The organism is Bordetella genomosp. 1 (genome assembly GCF_002261335.1).
GTDB lineage: Bacteria > Pseudomonadota > Gammaproteobacteria > Burkholderiales > Burkholderiaceae_B > Bordetella.
Genome location: NZ_NEVL01000002.1, coordinates 12,662 through 27,219, shown reverse-complemented (window position 1 = coordinate 27,219; position 14,558 = coordinate 12,662). Strand labels below are relative to the sequence as shown.

Annotated in this window: 17 protein-coding genes; 10 read left to right on the top strand and 7 right to left on the bottom strand. The window is 70.9% G+C overall.

Translation table 11 applies throughout. The annotated features are described in order from the left end of the window. Window positions 1–78: 78 nt before the first annotated feature. The 3 genes from CEG14_RS05200 to mog all read right to left on the bottom strand — a co-directional run bounded on the left by CEG14_RS05200 (window position 79) and on the right by mog (window position 1,995). Complete coding sequence (locus tag CEG14_RS05200; RefSeq protein WP_094825315.1) at window positions 79–948, bottom strand: M23 family metallopeptidase; 870 nt, start codon at window positions 946–948, stop codon at window positions 79–81. Further along, complete coding sequence (locus tag CEG14_RS05195; RefSeq protein ID WP_094825314.1) at window positions 948–1,289, bottom strand: hypothetical protein; 342 nt, start codon at window positions 1,287–1,289, stop codon at window positions 948–950. The genes CEG14_RS05200 and CEG14_RS05195 overlap by 1 nt, the downstream gene beginning before the upstream one ends. Before the next feature lie 61 nt (window positions 1,290–1,350). Beyond that, a complete protein-coding gene (mog, locus tag CEG14_RS05190) occupies window positions 1,351–1,995 on the bottom strand; it encodes a molybdopterin adenylyltransferase (protein ID WP_094825313.1) in 645 nt (214 codons plus the stop codon). Window positions 1,996–2,200: 205 nt separating this feature from the next. On the opposite strand from mog, the gene CEG14_RS05185 reads away from it, so the two are divergent. Continuing rightward, window positions 2,201–3,676, top strand: coding sequence for an inorganic phosphate transporter (locus CEG14_RS05185; RefSeq protein ID WP_094825312.1), 1,476 nt, complete (start codon window positions 2,201–2,203; stop codon window positions 3,674–3,676). A 96-nt stretch (window positions 3,677–3,772) separates the two neighbouring features. Then, window positions 3,773–4,450, top strand: a complete 678-nt coding sequence (locus tag CEG14_RS05180; RefSeq protein WP_094825311.1) for a DsbA family protein — start codon at window positions 3,773–3,775, stop codon at window positions 4,448–4,450. Window positions 4,451–4,479: 29 nt separating this feature from the next. On the opposite strand, the gene CEG14_RS05175 is transcribed toward CEG14_RS05180, so the two are convergent. From CEG14_RS05175 to CEG14_RS05160, 4 genes are all read right to left on the bottom strand, one after another. Next, on the bottom strand, window positions 4,480–4,818 hold the full coding sequence (locus CEG14_RS05175) for an AzlD domain-containing protein (RefSeq protein ID WP_094825310.1): 339 nt from the start codon (window positions 4,816–4,818) through the stop codon (window positions 4,480–4,482). After that, a complete protein-coding gene (locus CEG14_RS05170) occupies window positions 4,815–5,483 on the bottom strand; it encodes an AzlC family ABC transporter permease (protein WP_255032171.1) in 669 nt (222 codons plus the stop codon). Before CEG14_RS05170 ends, CEG14_RS05175 begins: the two co-directional genes overlap by 4 nt. A 124-nt stretch (window positions 5,484–5,607) precedes the next feature. Continuing rightward, a complete protein-coding gene (locus tag CEG14_RS05165) occupies window positions 5,608–5,934 on the bottom strand; it encodes a chaperone modulator CbpM (RefSeq protein WP_094825308.1) in 327 nt (108 codons plus the stop codon). A 2-nt stretch (window positions 5,935–5,936) separates the two neighbouring features. Next, on the bottom strand, window positions 5,937–6,884 hold the full coding sequence (locus tag CEG14_RS05160; protein ID WP_094825307.1) for a DnaJ C-terminal domain-containing protein: 948 nt from the start codon (window positions 6,882–6,884) through the stop codon (window positions 5,937–5,939). Between the two features lie 141 nt (window positions 6,885–7,025). Between CEG14_RS05160 and CEG14_RS05155 the strand changes: the two genes are divergently transcribed. The 8 genes from CEG14_RS05155 (at window position 7,026) to CEG14_RS05120 (ending at window position 14,549) form a co-directional block, all read left to right on the top strand. Continuing rightward, the gene (locus CEG14_RS05155) at window positions 7,026–7,514 is read left to right on the top strand and encodes a GNAT family N-acetyltransferase (RefSeq protein WP_094825306.1); all 489 of its coding nucleotides are present in this window, start codon (window positions 7,026–7,028) and stop codon (window positions 7,512–7,514) included. A gap of 7 nt (window positions 7,515–7,521) precedes the next feature. After that, entirely contained in the window at window positions 7,522–8,076 is a 555-nt protein-coding gene (locus CEG14_RS05150; protein ID WP_094825305.1) for a DinB family protein, read from the top strand. Between the two features lie 19 nt (window positions 8,077–8,095). Further along, window positions 8,096–8,425: a DHCW motif cupin fold protein gene (locus CEG14_RS05145; protein WP_094825304.1), complete on the top strand. Its 330-nt coding sequence runs from the start codon at window positions 8,096–8,098 to the stop codon at window positions 8,423–8,425. A gap of 325 nt (window positions 8,426–8,750) precedes the next feature. After that, window positions 8,751–9,602 carry a hypothetical protein gene (locus CEG14_RS05140; protein WP_143277168.1) on the top strand — a complete coding sequence of 284 codons (852 nt, stop codon included), beginning with the start codon at window positions 8,751–8,753 and terminating at the stop codon, window positions 9,600–9,602. A gap of 130 nt (window positions 9,603–9,732) precedes the next feature. Then, a complete protein-coding gene (yfcF, locus tag CEG14_RS05135) occupies window positions 9,733–10,368 on the top strand; it encodes a glutathione transferase (RefSeq protein ID WP_094825302.1) in 636 nt (211 codons plus the stop codon). A 22-nt stretch (window positions 10,369–10,390) separates the two neighbouring features. Continuing rightward, window positions 10,391–10,786: a VOC family protein gene (locus CEG14_RS05130; RefSeq protein WP_094825301.1), complete on the top strand. Its 396-nt coding sequence runs from the start codon at window positions 10,391–10,393 to the stop codon at window positions 10,784–10,786. A gap of 154 nt (window positions 10,787–10,940) precedes the next feature. Next, the gene (locus tag CEG14_RS05125) at window positions 10,941–13,541 is read left to right on the top strand and encodes a DUF3141 domain-containing protein (RefSeq protein ID WP_094825300.1); all 2,601 of its coding nucleotides are present in this window, start codon (window positions 10,941–10,943) and stop codon (window positions 13,539–13,541) included. A gap of 30 nt (window positions 13,542–13,571) precedes the next feature. Next, on the top strand, window positions 13,572–14,549 hold the full coding sequence (locus tag CEG14_RS05120) for a phosphate acetyltransferase (protein ID WP_094825299.1): 978 nt from the start codon (window positions 13,572–13,574) through the stop codon (window positions 14,547–14,549). Window positions 14,550–14,558: the final 9 nt, after the last annotated feature.

Here is a 14,558-nt window from a genome sequence, read left to right as displayed (position 1 = left end):
CGGCCGCCCGAAGGCGGCGGGGCCCCCTCGGGGGGCAGCAAGCGCGCAGCGCGCGGCGTGGGGGCTACCCACAGGGGCTTACTTTTTAAATGCGCCGATGAAGATCGCGGGATCCACGCGGGCGTCGTTCAGGCTGACGTTCCAGTGCAGGTGCGGGCCGGTGGCGCGGCCGGTGGCGCCGACCTTGCCGACCACGCCGCCGCGCGCGACCTCGTCGCCCACGGCCACGTCGATCGCCGACAGGTGGCAGAACATGCTGATGAAGCCCTGGCCATGGTCGACGAACACGGTCTTGCCGTTGAAGAAATAGTCGCCCACCAGCACCACACGGCCGGCCGCCGGCGCGCGCACCGGGGTGCCCGACGGCACGGCGAAGTCCAGGCCCGAGTGCGGATTGCGCTCTTCGCCGTTGAAGAAGCGGCGCAGCCCGAACGGGCTGGAGAGGCGGCCCTGCACGGGCGCGTCGAGCACCACGTTGCTCGGCACCACGCCGGCCCGGAACGCGCGATAGGCGGCATTCTGCTCGGCCAGCTCGCGTTCGATGCGGCGCATGTCGTCGGGATCCGGATTGACCTGGCGCTTGTTCTTGAGCTTGATGTGCTGCGCGACGTAGGTCTTCGTGCCCACGGTGAACGGCACGCGTGTCGCGCTCGCACCCGAGCCCACCGTGACCGACTCGGAACCCGGCTTGACCGACAGCGGGATGCCCACGATCGCGAGCCAGGCGTTGCCCGGCTGCGGCAGCACCATCACGCGCTTGTTCAGGTAACGCACCTCGGGCTCGGTGGCCGAGGCGCCCAGGCGCAGCACGGCCACGCCGCCCGGCACCGGGAAATTCAGCTTGCGCGTGATGTAGTCGGCGGCGTCGCCCTGGGCCCGCGCCCAGGCCGGCAGCAGGCCTGCCAGGCCCAGCGCCGCGGAGCCCGCGAGGAAGTCGCGCCGCTGCATCACAGGCACAGATTGGCCGAATCGGACAGCGTGACCGCCCGCGACGGACGGCGCGTGGTCAGGCGCGCGTCGGTCTTGCCGCGCCAGGTGGTCGCGCTCAGCACGGCCTCGACGCCGAGCGTGCCGTCGACCACCAGCTCGCCGCCATTCTTGATCTCGGTCTGGTGGAAGTCGACGCCCTGCCCCTTCCAGGCGGCGGCCACGCAGCCCAGGTATTCGGCGGCGGGGCGCGCGGTGGAACCGTAGAACACCGGATCGGTGTTGCTGATGTCCTTGACGTTGGCGCAGGCCGTGAGCATCAGGGTCGCGGCGGCGAGGGGCAGTGCAATCGAAACCTTCATTTTCTTCTTTCCGAAAGATCAGCAGACAACGCGGGCAACTATACCGCAGGGCCCGCGCGCCTCAGCCCTGCGCGGGCTGCGGCCGGATCGCCGACTTGGGGCGGAAGGCCTTCACCACGTTGGCGTGCGTTTCGATGTAGGGCCCGCCGATCAGGTCGATGCAGTACGGCACGGCCGCGAAGATGCCGGAGGCCAGCACCGTGCCGTCGTCGCCGCGCAGCCCTTCGAGGGTCTCGCGGATGGCCTTGGGCTGGCCCGGCAGGTTGAGAATCAGCGCCGCATGGCCATCGATCTCGCGCAGCACGCCGACCTGGCGCGACAGGATCGCGGTGGGCACGAAGCGCAGGCTGATCTGGCGCATCTGCTCGCCGAAGCCCGGCATCTCGCGCGTGGCCACCGCCAGCGTGGCCTCGGGCGTCACGTCGCGGCGCGCCGGGCCGGTGCCGCCGGTGGTCAGCACCAGATCGCAGCCCTGCACGTCGACCAGCTCGGTGAGCGCGGCCGAGATCTGCGCCGCCTCGTCGGCCACCAGCCGCTCGACCGCGCGCCACGGCGAGGCCAGCGCGCCGCCCAGCCACTCGCGCAGCGACGGCACGCCCTGGTCGGCGTAGACGCCGCTGGCGGCGCGGTCGGACACGGACACCAGGCCCACGATCAGTTCGTCGGGGTGGGCGCGGGCGGGACGGGAGGCGGGCGTAGCGGTCATGGCGAGTCCTGGTGGCGGGCGGGCGCGGCATCGGCCGGCGCACCGCCTTTTTGTAACCAATTAAATCATCAAAGCGCGCTCCCTTCCTGGGACGCGCCGGCAAATCGGCATCCTAACGCAGCGCGAGGGTGCCCGCGGCGGCCCGGCCGCTTTCACAAATCTGCAATAATTTCGTCACAACACATCCCGCCCCTCTCCAATTCCCATGTTCGACATCTTCGCCGGCCTCGACCCCTGGGTGGGTCTGAGCCTCGTCCTGGCGCTCACCTTCGTCCTCGCATTCGAATTCATCAACGGCTTTCACGACACCGCCAACGCGGTGGCCACGGTGATCTACACCAAAGCCATGCCGGCCCACCTCGCGGTGGTGTTGTCGGGCATCTTCAACTTCCTGGGCGTGTTGCTGGGCGGGGTGGGCGTGGCCTACGCCATCGTGCACCTGCTGCCGGTGGAACTGCTGATCAACGTGGACACCGGGCGCGGCCTGGCCATGGTGTTCGCCATGCTGACCGCGGCGATCGCCTGGAACCTCGGCACCTGGTATTTCGGCATCCCGGCCTCCAGCTCGCACACCCTGATCGGCTCGATCCTGGGCGTGGGCCTGGCCAACGCGCTGCTGACCGACCTGCCGCTGGGCGCGGGCGTGAACTGGGGCAAGGCCATCGACATCGGCATGTCGCTGGTGGTCTCGCCCGTGGCGGGCTTCCTGGTCGCGGGGGGCGTGTTATTGCTGCTCAAGCGATGGCTGCCGCTGTCCAAGATGCACAAGACGCCCGACCAGCGCCGCGCGCTGGATTCGAAGAAGCACCCGCCGTTCTGGAACCGCCTGGTGCTGGTGCTGTCGGCCATGGGCGTGAGCTTCGTGCACGGCTCGAACGACGGCCAGAAGGGCATCGGCCTCATCATGCTGGTGCTGATCGGCATCGTGCCCGCGCAATTCGTGCTCGACGAAAGCGCCACCACCTACCAGATCGACCGCACGCGCGACGCGGCCACCCATCTGCAGGCCTTCTATCACCGCAACAACGAGATGCTGGGCGAATACCTGGCCCTGCCGGCCGCCGGCCGCCGCGCCGATCTGCCGCAGAATTTCCGTTGCGAGCCCACCGCCACCCTGGCCACCATCGATGCCCTGCAGCACGACCTGGCCGGCGTGTCGCACTACAAGGAACTCTCGCCCGCCACGCGCGTGAACGTGCGCCGCTACCTGCTGTGCCTGGACGACACGGCCAAGAAGGTGGGCGCGCTCGAAGGCATGCCGGCGCGCGAACGCGCCGACCTGCAGCGCCTGCGCGCCGACCTCACCGCCACCACCGAATATGCGCCGCTGTGGGTCATCATCGCCGTGGCGGTCGCGCTGGGCGCGGGCACCATGGTCGGCTGGCGCCGCGTGGTGCTGACCGTGGGCGAGAAGATCGGCAAGCAGGGCATGACCTACGCCCAGGGCATGGCCGCGCAGGTGACCGCCGTGGGCGCGATCGGCCTGGCCAACGTCTTCAGCCTGCCGGTGTCCACCACCCACGTGCTGTCGTCCGGCGTGGCCGGCACCATGGTCGCGCACGGCAGCGGCGTCCAGGGCAGCACGGTGCGCACCATCCTGCTGGCCTGGGTGCTGACCCTGCCCGCCTCGATGCTGCTCGCCGCCGGCCTGTACTGGGTCGGCGTGATGATCTCCGGCTGAGGCCCGCCGCGCCCGGTCGATCTGACCGTTTGGCGCAACACACTCTTCCGTCCCGCCGGCTAGGCCGCGACGGAAGAGTGGCCTAAGATGCGGCCCATGAACGCCGCTCTTCTCCCCGTCCTCCATTACGTCCACGATCCGCTGTGCGGCTGGTGCTACGGCGCCGCGCCGCTGGTGAAGGCCGCGCGTGCCCTGCCCGGCCTGCGCATCCTCACGCATGGCGGCGGCATGATGACCGGCGCGCGGCGGCAGCCCGTCACGGAGGCGCTGCGCCATTACGTGATGCAGCACGACCGCCGCATCGCCGCGATGACGGGCCAACCCTTCGGCGACGCCTACTTCAATGGCCTGCTGCGCGACAGCGGCGCGGTGTTCGACTCGGGTCCGCCCAGCGCCGCGGTGCTGGCGGCGGCGGCCCAGGACGGCGACGGCCTGGACCTGCTGGCGCGCATCCAGGATGCGCACTATGTGCTCGGGCTGCGCGTGGCCGATCCGGCCGTGCTGCGCGAGCTGGCCGCGCAGTCGGGTCTGGACCTCGACCGCTACGATGCCGACATGCAGACCTATTCGGGCGCGCCGCTGGCCGGCCATTTCGAGGACAGTCGCGCCCTGCTGCGCGAGCTCGGCGCCAATGGCTTCCCGACCTTCGCCCTGCAGACCCGGGCCGGCTGGCAGGTGATGGACCCGGGCCGCTACCTCGGCCAGCCCGAAGCGTGGCGCGACGCGCTCGCCGCCGCGATGCGCGCGGGCGAGACGCAGGCCACGCCGGCCTGAACGCCGACGGGCCGTTCAAAGCCCCTGGCTCAGACCAGCGCCAGCAGTCCGCCGTAGCCCGCCAGGCCCAGGATCACCGCCAGGCCGGTGTTGCCGGTCAGGCGCGCCGCCAGCGCGGTCACCACCAGCCCGCCCACGTAGGGCATGGCCTCGGCCACGCGCTGATCGCCCCACAGATCCGGCACGATCACGGCGGCCGCGATGGCCGCCAGCAGTGCCGGGCCCAGCACCGCCAGGCGCGAGCCCTCCTGCGAGAGCCGCTGCAGCAGGCGATTGCGCGAGGACAGCAGGAACGGCAGGGCCCGCGTCATGAACGTGATCACGGCCATGGCCAGCACGGCCACCCAGAATTCGATGCCGCCGGTCATGCGCGCGCTCCCCGCGGGCGATAGCAGAGGCAGCCCGCGAGCGCGCCGGCCAGGATGGCGAGCGTGCCATGGCCGGCCGCGGCGAGCGCCCCGCCCACGACCAGCGCGGCGGCCAGCGGCAGCCACAGGTCGCGCTTGGCGCTCTGGCACACCAGCGCCAGGAACAACGCCGGCAGCGCAAAGCGCATCACCTGCGCCAGCATCGGAAACTGCCGCTCCAGCCCCTCGCCGGCATACACGCCCACGGCGGTGCCGGCGATCCAGGTCAGCCAGGCGCCCACGCCCAGCCCGGCCATCCAGCGCGCGCGCTGGCGCGGCTCGACCAGGCCGAGCCGGTGCAGGGCCGTGGCGAACACCTCATCGGTGAGAAAGAAGGCGAGGCGCAGCCGCGTGCGCAGCGCCGGCGGCAGCCAGCGCGACAACAGCGGCCCGTAGAGCAGGTGGCGGGCGTTGAGCAGCGAGCAGAGCGCCACCACCCAGGGCCACGGCGTGCCGGCCTTGATCGAGGCCAGCAGCAGGAACTGGCTGGCGCCCGCATACACCAGCACCGAGATCAGCACCACCTGATAGGGCGCCAGGCCCGTGCCCAGCCCGGCGATGCCGAAGGCGACCGCCACCGGGAAATAGCCGATCATGACCGGCACGCAGGCCTTCAGGCCCGCCATCAGGGGGCGGTGGGGAACCTCGGGGGTCTCGGGCGGGCAGGCCCCGGCGGACGGTGCGGACATGGATGCGGCGGCGTATCGGGAAACCCTCGATTCTACCCAGGCCGCCGCCGCGGCCCGCGCCTCAGCCGGCCTGGCCGAGCGCGCGCAGCTGCGCCTTCAGGCGCCGCACCTCCTGGCTCAGGTCCAGGATCAGCGCGGCCGCGTCCAGCCCGGCGCCCAGGTCGCGCTCCAGGCGGCGCGCGTCCAGCGCGCGGCGCAGGTCCAGGCTCTGGAAGCGCCATTCGGCCGGGCCGCGCGCGGCCACGCCGGCCGGCACCCGCACGATCCCGACCTCCACCAGCCGCGCCACCCATTCGAGCTGCGCATCGCAGGCCCGGGCCAGGTCTTCGGCGGTGAGGGGCTGCTCCTGACATACGACGGTGGCATGTGCCACGACGACTTTGCTCATGGTCATACTCCGAGGTTGTGGCGGGGGTCGAAGGCGAGGTCCTGGGCCATCCTGCGATAGGCCTCGCGGGCCGCGTCGCTGTCGGCCGGCGGCAGCACCAGGTCGAGCACCAGATACAGGTCACCGGCGGGGTCGCCGGGAATGCCGCGGCCGCGCAGGCGCAGCTGGCGGCCGTTTTTCGAGCCGGCCGGGATCGACACCTCGACCGTGCCCTTGGGGGTCGGCACCTCGACGGCCGCGCCGAGCGCGGCCTCCCAGGGCGCGACCGGCAGGTTCATGTAGAGATCGCGACCCTCCGCGCGATAGCGCGCGTGCGGCCGGAACCGCACCTCGAGAAACAGGTCGCCGGGGTCGCCGCCGCCATAGCCGGGCATGCCCTGCCCGGCCAGTCGGATGAACTGGCCCTCGCGCACCCCCTGCGGGATCTTCACCGACAGCGTGCGCGTGCGCATCTGCGGCTGGCCCTGGGCGTCGGCCTGCACCGAACGCAGGCTGATCTCGCGCGTGGCTCCGTTGAGCGCGTCGTCGATGTCGACCTCGACCGCCGCGTGCTGGTCTTCGCCGCGCGCGCGGAAGTTCTGCCGCGCGGCGCGCTCGCGCGCCTGCCCGCCGAACAGCGAGGAGAAGAAGTCGCTGAACTCCTGGCCGCCCTCGCCGTGCGCCTGCCCGGGGCCGTAGTGAAACTCGAAGCCCTGGTCCCAGCCGGGCGGCGGCGCGAAGCCGCCATCCGGGGAGACGCCGGCGGCCAGCTTGTCGTAGGCGCCGCGCTTCTCGGCGTCGCGCAGCACGTCGTAGGCCTCGTTGACGTCGCGCATGCGGGTTTCGGCGTCGGCTTCCTTGCTGACGTCGGGATGGTATTTGCGGGCGAGCTTGCGATAGGCGCGGCGGATATCGTCTTCGGAGGCGCCGCTCTCCACGCCCAGAATCTTGTAGTAGTCCTTGAACTCCATGTTCCGGCTTCCTGGTGTAGGCTACCGGCGCAGGGCTCTCCCCGCCGGTCGGGATATACAGAAGATAGGTGCATCTGTGCATTTTTTCAACGCACGGGCGCGCGGCATAATGCGGGATCTTCCCTGTCTGCCGGATATGCCGTGGTCACCATCACCGAAGCCGATTTTCACAACCCCGCGCACGGCGCGGCCATCGTGGCGCTGCTCGACGAATACGCCACCGACCCGATGGGCGGCGGCGCGCCGATCTCGGCGCACGTGCGCGCCAACCTGATCGGCGAGCTCGCCCGCCGCCCCAACGCGCATGCGCTGATCGCCTGGGATGCCACGGGCGCCCCCTGTGGCCTGGCGATCAGCTTCGAGGGCTTCTCCACCTTCGCCTGCCAGCCGCTGCTCAACCTGCACGACTTCATGGTGTCGTCGCGCGCCCGCGGCCAGGGCGTCGCGCTCAAGCTGCTCGACGCGCTCGAGGGCCTCGCGCGCCGCCTGGGCTGCTGCAAGATCACGCTCGAAGTGCTCGAAGGCAACGAACCGGCGCGCAAGCTCTACCTGAAGGCCGGCTACGCCGACTACGCGCTCGGCGGCGATACCGGCGCGGCCCAGTTCTGGCAGAAAAAGCTCGCCGCCTGAGGCCACGATGCCCTCTCCCGCCGACCTGGCGCTGCTGGCCGACTACAACCAGTGGATGAACCGGCAACTGCTCGATGCCTGCGCGCGCCTGCCGGCGGCCGAGCTCGATGCCGAGCGCGGCGCCTTCTTCGGCTCGATCCTCGGCACGCTCAATCACCTGATCGTGGGCGACACGATGTGGCTCCAGCGTTTCGCCACGCACCCCGGCGTGAGCGCGGCCGCGCAGGCCGCCCTGGCGCCGGTCAGGGCCGCGCCGCCGCCGGGTCCGCTCGACGGCCGGCCGCATGCCACGCTCACCGCGCTCGCCGCCGCGCGCACGGCGCTCGATGGCGCGATCGTCGCGTGGGTGGCCGCCCTCACGCCCGCGGATCTCGCCCGCCCGCACGACTACCGCAACAGCCGCGGCGTGGCCTCGCGCCGCGAGCTCGGCGCGCTGTTGCTGCATTTCTTCAATCACCAGACCCACCACCGCGGCCAGGCCACCACGCTGCTGACGCAGGCCGGCGCCGACGTCGGCGCCACCGACCTGCTGCTGCGCGTGCCCGACGCGCTCAACCCTTGATCCCCCGACCAGGTTCCCCATGAAAATGCACGCCATCCCGTTCGGCACCACCGATTGGTCCGAAGTCGAAACCACCCGCCACCCGGGCGACACCGGCCATGCGCTGTGGCGCACGCGCCAGTTCGGCGACATCCGCGTGCGCATGGTGGAATATTCGCCGGGCTACCTGGCCGATCACTGGTGCAGCAAGGGCCACATCCTGTTCTGCCTCGAGGGCGAGCTGCACACCGAGCTCGAAGACGGCCGCCGCTTCGTGCTCACGCCGGGCATGAGCTACCAGGTGGCCGACCAGGCCGAGCCACACCGCTCCTCCACCCCCACCGGCGCCAGGCTGTTCATCGTCGACTGAGCCGCCATCGCCCCCGGATGTTTGCGCACGCAACGATTCCGTTGCGCGCGCACCCATGCCTTTGTAACAACTGAATCGCGCACGCAACAAACGCTCACGCACTCGCGGCGCCTGACGGCTTGTCAGCCGCGAAAGCCTGCCGATATCATCGACGCCGCACGAATCGCGCCGCCCCGCGGCCCGGGCGCTCGCCCCGCAAGCCGAGCACCGGGTGGCCCATGCCACTTTTTTTTCGTCCCGCCGATGCGCGCCAGCCGGTCCCCGCCGGCTCACGCGCAACCGCCGTTCCCCGCGAGCTCCACAGAGGGTGCTTGAAATGAAATCCATGATGAAGGTAAGTCCGAGCCTGGACGCCGCCCTGCGCCACGCGCTGGCCGGCGTGGCGATCGCCGCGTCGATGCTGACGCTGCCCCTGGCGGCCCACGCCAAGGACGCGCCGCCCACCAGCGGCGCCGTGCTGGGCGCGCTGCACGACGTGCAGCCCGCCGACGACGCCACCACGATCGATATCGCCAACGGCGCCACCGCCAACTTCTGGTACGGCTACCGGGTCGAGATCGGCGGCAAGACTTACTACACCGGCCTGGTCTGGAACACCCCCGAACGCTACGGCAAGCCGGGTGAAGACGAGGCCGGCCCGGGCGACACGGTCAACCTGGCCGAGACCACCTTCGTGCTCACGCATCCGGGGCAGAAGCCCGCCTGGACCTGGCTCGGCAGCGAGTTTTCCATCGGCGAATTCGGCGCATACAAGAAGCCCGAGGAGATCGACACGGAACGCAAACCGATCGAGCACCGCACCGCCGGCGGCCGCGTCATCGTGGGCGTGCCCGTGAGCTCGTTCGAGAACGGCTTCACGCTCAAGGGCTATTCGATGTTCGTGTTCAACCCCAACCGGGATCCGGACAACATCGAGGAACACGTGTGGACCTACCTCGGCCGCGTGGCCACCGACGAGGAAAACGCGGCGGCCTGCGACGGCGGCGCCGTGATGCCGTGCATCGCGCGCACCGGCGAGGTCGGCTTCGTGACCGGCCCGGCGGAAATGCCGCAGGTGGTGGTGAAGTTCAAGGGCACCACCATCGAGGGCCCCGGCAAGACGCGCGAACTCGGCGCGGCCGACAACGCGGTCTACCAGTTCAACCGCAAGAAGCAGTCGTACGAGGCGAAGTCGTAACGCCCCGCGGCGGCGCGCCGACTGTGGCGGCGCCGCCGCGTCCCGCCCTGTTTTCAGGGCTCCGGACGCGGCCACGGGGCCCGCGCCGCGCCGAGTGCGGTACGCTGTAGCTCTCAACGGAGACCCCGCCTTGGCCCCCTCGCTCACGCTTTACGTAGACGCCGACTTCCTGAGCCCGTATGCCCTCTCGGCATTCGTCGCGCTCACCGAAAAGGCGCAGTCCTTCGAAATCCGCCTGGTCGATCTCGGCGCCGGCGAGCAGCGCATGCAGCCCTACCAGCATCGCGCGCCCACCTGCCGCGTGCCCGCCCTGACCCACGACGGTTTCCACCTGAGCGAATCCAGCGCCATCACCGAGTATCTCGACGAGCTCTATCCCGCGCCGGCCCACACCGCGCTGTATCCAGCCGACCGCCAGCAACGCGCCCGCGCGCGCCAGCTGCAGGCCTGGCTGCGCAGCGACCTCGGCGCGCTGCGCGCCGAGCGCCCCACCGAACACGTGTTCCACGCGCCCACCGGCCGCCCGCTCGGCGACGAGGCGCAGGCCGCCGCCAACAAGCTGGTGCGCGTCGCCGGCCTGCTGCTGGTGCCGGGCCAGGCGCAGCTGTTCGGCGACTGGAGCATCGCCGACACCGAGCTCGCCGTGATGATCAAGCGGCTCGCCGGCGACGAGGCCCCCGACTGGCTGCGCGACTATGCCGACGCGCAATGGCAGCGCCCCGCCGTGCAGGCCTGGCTCGAACACAACCGCAGCGCGCGCGCCTGACGCGGCCGGCGCGGCGATCGCAATGCAGCTGCTCGACCACGTCTCCATCGCGGTGCCCGACCTGGCGCGGGCCCGCGCCTTCTACCATGCCGTGATGCAGACGCTCGACGCGGCCTGCGTCTACGACGAGCCCGACCGGCTCGGCTTCGGCGAGCGCTGCCGGCCCGGCGACGCCGCCCACACCTACCTCGCGGTGTACCAGCACGACGGCGCACAGGCCGGCGACGGCCGCCACTGGTGCTTCAAGGCCCGCCACCGCGGCGCCGTGGACGCGTTCCATCGCGCCGCGCTGGCACACGGCGGCAGCGACGACGGCGCGCCCGGCCTGCGCCCCGCCTACCACCCCCACTATTACGCCGCCTTCGTGCGCGATCCCGCCGGCAACCGCCTCGAAGCGGTCTGCCACGACCCGGCCTGACCCCATTTGCGCCCAGGCGCGCGAAACCATCCGTCCCCGATGTTGCGCTGCAACATTGTTTGCGGTGTAATGGGTCGAACGATAGCCCTGACTGCCGGACCCTTTCCGGCAGCGGCCGGCCCGGCGCCGGCCTTCGCAAAGCAGGAGACAGCCTATGGCCAGCAACAACGGCACCCGCAAGACGGCCCCCGCCGCCCCCGCCACCCCCCTGCCCTTCGGGCTGGACGCCAATCCCTTTGCCAAGCTCGCACTCCAGGCGGGCAGCTACATGGTCGACGCGTGGCAGCGCAGCGTGCTCTACACCGATGTGATGCGCCAGCGCGGCAACCAGTACCTGAAGCACATGGCCAAGAAGGCGCCGAACGTGCTGTCGATGGCGTCGGAGGTGGTGCTGGACGGCCGCGAGCTGGCGCGCCCGGTGAACTACGTGTTGCTGCGCATCGTGCCGCCTGCCGACACCCCGGTCGATCCGGAGAAGCGGCCGTTCCTGGTGGTGGACCCGCGCGCGGGCCACGGCCCGGGCATCGGCGGCTTCAAGCCCGAATCCGAGATCGGCGTGGCCGTGCGTGCCGGCCATCCCACCTATTTCGCCTCGTTCCTGCCGCAGCCCACCCCGACCCAGACGGTCGAGGACGTGATGCGCGCCGAGGCCCGCTTTCTCGAGGAAATCATCGCGCGCCACCCGGAGGCCGAAGGCAAGCCGGTGGTGGTGGGCAACTGCCAGGCCGGCTGGCAGATCATGATGACCGCCGCGATGCGGCCCGAGCTGTTCGGCCCCATCATCGTGGCCGGCGCGCCGCTGTCGTACTGGGCCGGCTGGCGCGGCCGCAACCCGATGCGCTATTCGGGCGGCATGCTGGGCGGCAGCTGGATGACCGAACTCACCAGCGACCTGGGCAACGGCCGCTTCGACGGCGCCTGGCTGGTGCAGAACTTCGAAAACCTCAACCCCGCCAACACGCTCTGGGGCAAGCAGTACAACCTGTACGAGAAGGTCGACACCGAGGCCACCCGCTATCTCGAGTTCGAGAAGTGGTGGGGCGGCCACGTGTACCTGAACGGCCCGGAGATCCAGTACATCGTCGACAACCTGTTCGTCGGCAACCGGCTCTCGACGGCCGGGCTGGTGACCTCCGACGGCATCCGCATCGACCTGCGCAACATCCGCTCGCCCATCATCGTGTTCTGCTCCAAGGGCGACAACATCACGCCGCCGCCGCAGGCCCTGGGCTGGATCCCGGACCTCTACCAGGATGACGCCGAAGTGGTGGCGCACGGCCAGACCATCGTCTATGCCGTGCACGAAAGCATCGGCCACCTGGGCATCTTCGTGTCCGGCAGCGTGGCCCGCAAGGAACACCAGGAATTCACCAGCAACATCGACCTGATCGACGTGCTGCCGCCCGGCATCTACCAGACCGAGATTGCCGACAAGACGCCCGAGACCGCCAACGCCGACCTGGCCTACGGCAACTACGTGCTGTCGTTCGCCGGGCGCAAGCTCGACGACGTGCGCGCCATCGTGGACCGGCGCGAGGAAGACGACCGCCGCTTCGCCGCCGTGGCGCGCATCTCCGACATCAACCTCGGCCTGTATCGCAGCTTTCTCAAGCCCTGGGTGCAGGCGAGCGTGACGCCGCAGACGGCCGAGTGGTCGCAGCGCATGCATCCGCTGCGCCTGCCCTATGAGCTGATCTCCGACCACAATCCGCTGGTCGCGCCGTTCAAGCAGGTGGCCGAGCAGGTGCGCGCCGAGCGCCACCAGGTCGAGCCCGACAATCCCTTTTTGGTGATGCAGAACATGATGTCGCAGGCCATCGAAAGCGGCCTGGACATCTTCCGCGAGATGCGCGACGACACCGTCGAGCGCGTCTTCATGAACGTCTACGGTTCGCCGCTGGTGCAGGACTGGGCCGGCCTGGGCGCGCGGCCCGGCGCGCCGCGCAAGCACCCGGGCGTGTCGCCCGAGCATCACGAGTTCATGGGCGAGCGCGCCGACGACCTGCGCCACAGGATCCACGAAGGCAGCCTGCACGAGGCGGCCATGCGGCTGCTGCTGTACGTGACCAGCGCCGAGGGCAGCATCGACGAACGCAGCTTCTCGCTGATCCGCGCCATGCGGGCCAACGCCAGCAACGCGCTGCCGCTGCAGGACTTCAAGGACATGGTGCGCGAGCAGGCGCTGATCCTGCGCCTGGACGGCCCGGCCGCGATCCGCGCCATCCCCGAGCTGCTCGAAGGCGTGGACGCCGACGCGATCGCCGCCACGCTGGACACCATGCGCCAGGTGGTGCTGGCCGCGGCGCCGCTGAGCGAGCACGCCAGCGAGAGCCTCAAGGAGATGGAGCACCTGTTCGAGTCGTGCGAACGACGCGCGCGCCGCCGCAACGCCAATGCCCGCACCACGCGCCCGATCCTGGACGCGCAGGCCGACGTAGAGGCCGCCGCCGAACAGATGGCCGGCCACGCCGCGGGCCGCAAGCCGCTCGCCCGCCTCGCGCCCGACGGCCGCGGCGCCCCGGCGCCGTCGGCGCCGCCGGTGGCCAGGTCCACGCGGGCCGTGCCGGCCAAGGCCGCGCGCAAGACGCCCGCCAAGGCTGGCGGGGCGGCACGACAGGCGGCGGCCAAGGCCCCGGCGAAGACCACGGCGGCACGGCCGGCCGCCAAACGCGCCGCGCCGCGCACCACGGCGGCGGCCAAGCCTGCCGCGGGCGCGTTGCCGAAGCGCAAGACGAGCCGAGAGAAAGCACGGTAAAACATGGGGGACCTCCCCACAGGATGCGAGATGACCGACCACGCTGCAGCACCCCGCCCTGACCCGACCTCCCCCGTTTCCCATGCCTCGCCCTACGACCGCCTGATCGCGGCCGCCAGGGCCCTGCCGCCCTCGACCTGCGCGGTCGCCCATCCCTGCGACGAGACCTCGCTGGGCGCCGCCGTCGAGGCCGACCGGCTCGGCCTGCTCAAGCCCATCCTGGTGGGGCCGCAGCACCGGATCCGCGAGGTGGCCGAGCAATGCGGCTTCGACCTCACCTCGATCCCCATCGTCGATGCGCCGCACAGCCACGCGGCGGCGGCCGCCGCCGTGGCGCAGGTGCGGGCCGGCGCGGCCAGCCTGCTCATGAAGGGCAGCCTGCACACCGACGAGCTCATGCACGAGGTGGTTGCGCGCGAAACCGGTCTGCGCACCGGCCGGCGCATCAGCCATGTGTTCATCATGGACGTGCCCACCTATCCCGAGCCGCTGTTCATCACCGACGCGGCCATCAACATCTTCCCCGACCTCGAAACCAAGGCCGACATCATCCGCAACGTGATCGAGCTGCACCATGGCCTGGGCCTGGGCACGCCGCGCGTGGCCATCCTGTCGGCGGTCGAGCAGGTGATGCCGGCGATCCCCGGCACGCTGGAGGCCGCGGCGCTGTGCAAGATGGCCGACCGCGGCCAGATCACCGGTGGCGTGCTCGACGGCCCGCTGGCGCTCGACAACGCCATCAGCCCCGAGGCCGCGCGCGTCAAGGGCATCGTCTCGCCGGTGGCCGGCCGGGCGCAGGTGCTGGTGGTGCCCGACCTGGAGGCCGGCAACATGCTGGCCAAGAACCTGACCTTCCTGGCCAACGCGGAAGCGGCCGGCGTGGTGCTGGGCGCGCGCGTGCCGATCGTGCTCACGAGCCGCGCCGACAGCGCCCGCTCGCGGCTGGCCTCGTGCGCGGTGGCGGCGATCTACGCCAACCACCTGGCCCGCACCTCGCCCCTGATCTGAGGACGCGGC

Coding starts and splice junctions, on each gene's coding strand:
- CEG14_RS05165 (WP_094825308.1), bottom strand. CDS start 5,934: ATGAGCAAAGTCGTCGTGGCACATGCCACCGTCGTATGTCAGGAGCAG.
- CEG14_RS05160 (WP_094825307.1), bottom strand. CDS start 6,884: ATGGAGTTCAAGGACTACTACAAGATTCTGGGCGTGGAGAGCGGCGCC.
- mog (WP_094825313.1), bottom strand. CDS start 1,995: ATGACCGCTACGCCCGCCTCCCGTCCCGCCCGCGCCCACCCCGACGAA.
- CEG14_RS05120 (WP_094825299.1), top strand. CDS start 13,572: ATGACCGACCACGCTGCAGCACCCCGCCCTGACCCGACCTCCCCCGTT.
- CEG14_RS05185 (WP_094825312.1), top strand. CDS start 2,201: ATGTTCGACATCTTCGCCGGCCTCGACCCCTGGGTGGGTCTGAGCCTC.
- CEG14_RS05180 (WP_094825311.1), top strand. CDS start 3,773: ATGAACGCCGCTCTTCTCCCCGTCCTCCATTACGTCCACGATCCGCTG.
- CEG14_RS05130 (WP_094825301.1), top strand. CDS start 10,391: ATGCAGCTGCTCGACCACGTCTCCATCGCGGTGCCCGACCTGGCGCGG.
- CEG14_RS05150 (WP_094825305.1), top strand. CDS start 7,522: ATGCCCTCTCCCGCCGACCTGGCGCTGCTGGCCGACTACAACCAGTGG.
- CEG14_RS05200 (WP_094825315.1), bottom strand. CDS start 948: ATGCAGCGGCGCGACTTCCTCGCGGGCTCCGCGGCGCTGGGCCTGGCA.
- CEG14_RS05125 (WP_094825300.1), top strand. CDS start 10,941: ATGGCCAGCAACAACGGCACCCGCAAGACGGCCCCCGCCGCCCCCGCC.
- CEG14_RS05195 (WP_094825314.1), bottom strand. CDS start 1,289: ATGAAGGTTTCGATTGCACTGCCCCTCGCCGCCGCGACCCTGATGCTC.
- CEG14_RS05145 (WP_094825304.1), top strand. CDS start 8,096: ATGAAAATGCACGCCATCCCGTTCGGCACCACCGATTGGTCCGAAGTC.
- CEG14_RS05140 (WP_143277168.1), top strand. CDS start 8,751: ATGATGAAGGTAAGTCCGAGCCTGGACGCCGCCCTGCGCCACGCGCTG.
- CEG14_RS05175 (WP_094825310.1), bottom strand. CDS start 4,818: ATGACCGGCGGCATCGAATTCTGGGTGGCCGTGCTGGCCATGGCCGTG.
- CEG14_RS05170 (WP_255032171.1), bottom strand. CDS start 5,483: ATGGCGGGCCTGAAGGCCTGCGTGCCGGTCATGATCGGCTATTTCCCG.